Source organism: Mesorhizobium sp. M7A.F.Ca.AU.002.02.1.1 (assembly GCF_003998535.1).
GTDB lineage: Bacteria > Pseudomonadota > Alphaproteobacteria > Rhizobiales > Rhizobiaceae > Mesorhizobium > Mesorhizobium ciceri.
The window spans coordinates 1-4,928 of the sequence record NZ_RZPB01000466.1; the positions used below are offsets into that span (position 1 = coordinate 1).

4 protein-coding genes and 2 pseudogenes are annotated in these 4,928 nt (G+C 63.9%); 3 read left to right on the top strand and 3 right to left on the bottom strand.

Annotated features, from left to right (window positions below):
- Positions 1 to 332, top strand: a pseudogene (locus EN879_RS40140) (hypothetical protein); the annotation flags it as partial.
- A gap of 135 nt (positions 333 to 467) precedes the next feature.
- Here EN879_RS40140 and groL read toward each other — a convergent pair.
- Positions 468 to 2,099, bottom strand: coding sequence for a chaperonin GroEL (gene groL / locus EN879_RS24205; RefSeq protein ID WP_027160770.1), 1,632 nt, complete (start codon positions 2,097 to 2,099; stop codon positions 468 to 470).
- A 55-nt stretch (positions 2,100 to 2,154) separates the two neighbouring features.
- Positions 2,155 to 2,469 carry a co-chaperone GroES gene (gene groES, locus EN879_RS24210; protein ID WP_013530718.1) on the bottom strand — a complete coding sequence of 105 codons (315 nt, stop codon included), beginning with the start codon at positions 2,467 to 2,469 and terminating at the stop codon, positions 2,155 to 2,157.
- A gap of 332 nt (positions 2,470 to 2,801) precedes the next feature.
- On the opposite strand from groES, the gene EN879_RS24215 reads away from it, so the two are divergent.
- Entirely contained in the window at positions 2,802 to 3,080 is a 279-nt protein-coding gene (locus tag EN879_RS24215; protein ID WP_024501657.1) for an usg protein, read from the top strand.
- 170 nt (positions 3,081 to 3,250) lie between these two features.
- Entirely contained in the window at positions 3,251 to 4,033 is a 783-nt protein-coding gene (locus tag EN879_RS24220) for an SDR family oxidoreductase (RefSeq protein ID WP_024501658.1), read from the top strand.
- 133 nt (positions 4,034 to 4,166) lie between these two features.
- On the opposite strand, the pseudogene EN879_RS24225 reads toward EN879_RS24220, so the two are convergent.
- A pseudogene (locus EN879_RS24225) lies at positions 4,167 to 4,928 on the bottom strand (ATP-binding protein); the annotation flags it as partial.

The window sequence follows — 4,928 nt, forward strand, 5'->3', positions numbered from 1 at the left end:
TCCCGGTGTTCGGCCCGCTGCAGGCCCTGAACAATCGAGAGGAGGTACAAGCCATGAATCGCGGGCAATTCGAAGAACCGGTCACACTTCTGGTCGGAATGGGCTTTCCGAGGATGATCGACAGCGTGATGGAAGCCTATGCACTGCTGCAGGACTGGCCGATTTCCGTTCAGCCGCTGCCGGCGGATACCTCGGATGTTGCCGACACTTGCTGCGCTGCGAGGAACATCAGTGCCGACGCCGCGGTTCGCCGGTTCCAGCCGGCGGCTTCAGCCATGTCGAGCAGCCCTGCCAGCAGCGGCTTCAGCACGTTCCTGCATTCTGTTTCATAGGCCAGGAATTCCTTCGCTTGATGCGTAGGAGCCGGTACGGATCCGAGGCCAGCCATTGCATCCATCTTTACCTCCACTCTCTCTTCGACTGACGCCCGCTCCCCGCCAGGGGAGCGGGCGGATTGGGCCGCGACTTCAGAAGTCCATGCCGGCGCCGGCGGGCATTGCCGGGGCGGCGGCTTCCTTCTTCGGCTTCTCGGCCACCATCGCCTCCGTGGTCACCAGCAGGCCGGCGACCGATGCCGCGTCCTGGAGGGCGGTGCGCACCACCTTGGCCGGGTCGATAACGCCCTGGCCGAAGAGATCGCCGAATTCATTGGTCTGGGCGTTCCAGCCCCAGCCGAATTCGCTTTTCTCGCGCAGCTTGCCGACAATGATCGAGCCTTCGGCGCCGGCATTCTCGGCGATCTGCCGGACCGGCGTTTCGATGGCACGGCGCACGATGTCGACACCTGTCCTCTGGTCCGAATTGTCGGTCTGCACGGTATCGAGCGCCTTGGCCGCCCGCAGCAAGGCGACGCCGCCGCCGGGCAGCACGCCCTCCTCGACGGCCGCGCGGGTTGCATGCAGTGCGTCGTCGACACGGTCCTTGCGCTCCTTGACCTCGACCTCGGTCGAGCCGCCGACCCGGATCACCGCAACGCCGCCTGCGAGCTTGGCCAGCCGCTCCTGCAGCTTCTCGCGGTCATAGTCGGAGGTGGTCTCCTCGATCTGCGCCTTGATCTGTGCGACACGGCCCTGGATCTCTTCCTTGCGGCCGACACCATCGACGATGGTGGTGTTTTCCTTCTCGATCACCACCTTCTTGGCGCGGCCCAGCATCTGCAGCGTTACATTTTCCAGTTTGATGCCGAGATCATCCGAGATCGCGGTGCCGCCGGTGAGAATGGCGATGTCCTCCAGCATGGCCTTGCGGCGGTCGCCGAAGCCCGGCGCCTTGACGGCCGCGACCTTGAGGCCGCCGCGCAGCTTGTTGACGACCAGCGTGGCAAGCGCCTCGCCCTCCACATCCTCGGCGATGATCAGGAGCGGCTTGCCAGACTGCACCACGGCTTCGAGCACGGGCAGCATCGCTTGCAGATTGGAGAGTTTCTTCTCGTGGATCAGCACATAGGGCTCGTCGAGCTCCACGCGCATCTTGTCCTGGTTGGTGATGAAATAGGGCGAGAGGTAGCCGCGATCGAACTGCATGCCTTCCACGACTTCGAGTTCGGTCTCGGCGGTCTTGGCCTCCTCCACCGTGATGACGCCTTCATTGCCGACCTTCTCCATCGCCTCAGCGAGGAAGCGGCCGATTTCGGCATCGCCATTGGCGGAGATGGTGCCGACCTGCGCGATCTCGTCGTTTCGAGTGACCTTGCGGGCATTGGTCTTCAGTTCGGCGACCACCGCATCGACCGCCTTGTCGATGCCGCGCTTCAGATCCATCGGGTTCATACCCGAGGCAACCGCCTTGGCCCCTTCCCTGACGATCGCCTGTGCAAGCACCGTTGCGGTCGTCGTGCCATCGCCGGCAAGGTCGTTGGTCTTGGAGGCCACCTCACGCACCATCTGGGCGCCCATGTTCTCGAACTTGTCCTCCAGTTCGATCTCCTTGGCGACGGTGACGCCGTCCTTGGTGATGCGCGGCGCGCCGAACGACTTGTCGATGACCACATTGCGCCCCTTGGGACCGAGCGTCACCTTCACCGCATTGGCAAGGATGTCGACGCCGCGCAGCATCTTCTCGCGCGCTTCGGTATGGAATTTCACTTCTTTGGCAGCCATTGGATCACTCCTTTATCTAGGCAGCATTCGTTGACTGGTTGGATACAAGAAGCCGTCAGGCGGCCTTCTTCACTTCGGCGATCTCATCGATGATACCCATCACGTCGCTTTCCTTCATGATGAGCAGGTCCTCGCCGTCGAGTTTGATCTCGGTGCCGGACCATTTGCCGAACAGGATGCGGTCGCCGACCTTGACATCGAGTTCGACAAGCTTGCCGCTGTCGTCGCGCGCGCCGGGACCGACGGCGAGCACTTCGCCTTCCTGCGGTTTTTCCTTTGCGGTATCGGGGATGATGATGCCGCCGGAGGTCTTCTCCTCGGCTTCAAGGCGGCGGACCAGAATACGGTCATGCAATGGACGGAACGCCATGTCGTTCTCCTCGTGGACAAACAGGTTTTGAGGTTCCTCCGCACCGAACCGGCAATATCGGACCGGTGCGGAACGCCGCGACCCTTCGTCAGGCATCGCGGCGCATATCGAGCTAGTTTTGCCCTTTTTCGGTTTCAAGAGACCAGCGCAAAAATTTTTATATTCGACAAGAAAGAGCGCCAAGACACTGTTATGGCGTGGCTATTTTCGGAACCCGCGAGCTTCTCGCGGCGTTGTTTAAAGAGGGACAGAACCAATCGCCCCGGCCCGGCATTGGGCGGGTTCGACACAAATGCCGCCGGCTCGATGCCTCAGCGGAGAAGGAGAAAGACATGGCCGATACGGTCAGCAACGAATTCCGCCTGCAAATGGAAGGTTATGGCCTGACGACGGCCGAAATCCACTATTACCTGCCCGATCATCCAAGCCTGCTTCAGCTCTATGTCTGGCAGGACTATGATCTCGCTCCAGCCTTTCCCGAACTCAAGGGTTTTCTCCAATATTGGGAGCGCGAACTCGATGGTCCGCTCCACTCGGTTCGCGTTGCTCATCACCAGCTCATCCAGCCTTCGGAATGGCGGGCCGTCGAGGGCATAATCACGGTCCACTAGGGTCTTTGCGACGGCCTCCGCTACGTAGGGAATCACGACATTGGGGCAGGCTCTCGCCGGCCCCACGCAGCGCGACAGCCAACAACCTCCACTCCAAGATTTCCAATTTCCGTATTGTAAAACGATCGCGCCGCGCTAGCCTGAAATCAGATGCGAGGCGGGGAAGAGGAATGGAGCTCCAACTCAACGGCAAGGTGGCGCTGGTCACCGGCTCGACGCAAGGCATTGGCCGCGCCATCGCCGAGACGCTGGCGCGCTGCGGCGCGGGCGGCCTGCTCGTCACCGGGCGCGAGAAGACGCGCGGCGATGCCGTTGCGGAAGAGCTTTCGCGGCTCGGCACGCCGACGGTTTTCGTCGCCGCCGACCTCGCCGACCCGGCAGCCCCTGCCCTTTTGGCGCAAGCCTGCATCGAGCGCTTCGGCCGCATCGATGCGCTGGTCAACGCCGCAGGGCTGACCGACCGGGCCTCGTTCCTCGATGCCGATCTCGACGGCTGGGCCTCGCTGTTCGCGGTCAACGCGCGGGCGCCGTTCTTCCTCATGCAGGCGGCCATCGCCGACATGAAGAAGCGCGGAGAGCGCGGCGCCATCGTCAACATCCTGTCGATCAACGACCATTGCGGCTCGCCGGAGCTCGCCGTCTATTCCGCCAGCAAGGGCGCGCTGGCCACGCTGACCAAAAACGCCGCCAACGCCCATCGCTTCGATCGCATCCGCGTCAACGGCATCAATGTCGGCTGGACCGACACGCCGGCCGAACGCGTCATGCAAGCCGACACGCTGGGCAACGGGCCGGGCTGGCTCGATGCCGCCAACGCCTCGCAACCCTTCGGCCGCCTGTTCTCGACCAGCGATATCGCCAACCTCGCCGTCTTCCTGCTTTCGGATGCTGCCGGGCCGATGACCGGCACGCTCGTCGATCAGGAACAGTGGGTGATTGGGGCGAACCGGTGAGCGCCATCGAAACGCAAGCGCCTGCATGACGCATCTCGCCGTCGGCGATTTCACGGTTGCCATCAGAAATTTGTCGCGATGACGGTGACTGAAAAAGCCTATCGCATCATTCGCTCAAAGCACCCGCGCCGCCTCACAGCGCCAGGCTTCCCTGCTCCACCTCCTCGGCATTCGGATCTCCCGGTGCGGTGGCCCAGGCCAATTCGACCAGTGTCACGGTGCGCCGGCCTGTCCCGTCGAGTTGGCAGACGATGAGGCCCTGCTCCTCGATATAGGTCAAGAGGCGCCGGGCGCGGCGCAGCGAGTGCGAGCCGTAGGCGCGGGCGATCGCGGCGTCGCTCGGGCAAGGCCAGCCCTCCTTCGCCGCGCGGGCAATCATCATGAACACGCCCTGCATGTCGTCGGGCAGCAGCGACGCGCGGACGGAAACGTCCCGCCATGCGTCGTCCTGTGTCGTCTCTGACCCAAGGCCGGCCCGGGCGCGCGTCAGCATGCGGCGGAACTCCGGCAGGTCGGGCACGACCGAGGCCAGGCCTTCGATGCGGCAGCGGACCACGAACTCCTGATAGAGCACGCCGATCACGCGAAAACCCGCGTCGGGCTGCGCCAGGATGGCGCGCAGCACACGGTCCACGCGCTCGCGGCGCTCGGCCAGATCCTCGGCGCTGACTTGCGGCTCCGCCGGTTCGGGGCGGATTTCCAAGGCCGCCGACTTCGCCGCCATCAACTGGTCGAGCAGGTCCGGCGACGCCGGGCGACGCGGCGTGCGCACCGTTTCGGGCGGCGGCGCCGCCAGGATGATCGCGCGTGCATCCTCGAGTGCTGCTTCCGGCATCGCCATCAGCCGCGGCGTTCCGTTGCGCGGGCTCGTATCCGTCGGGCCGATGCGCAGGCC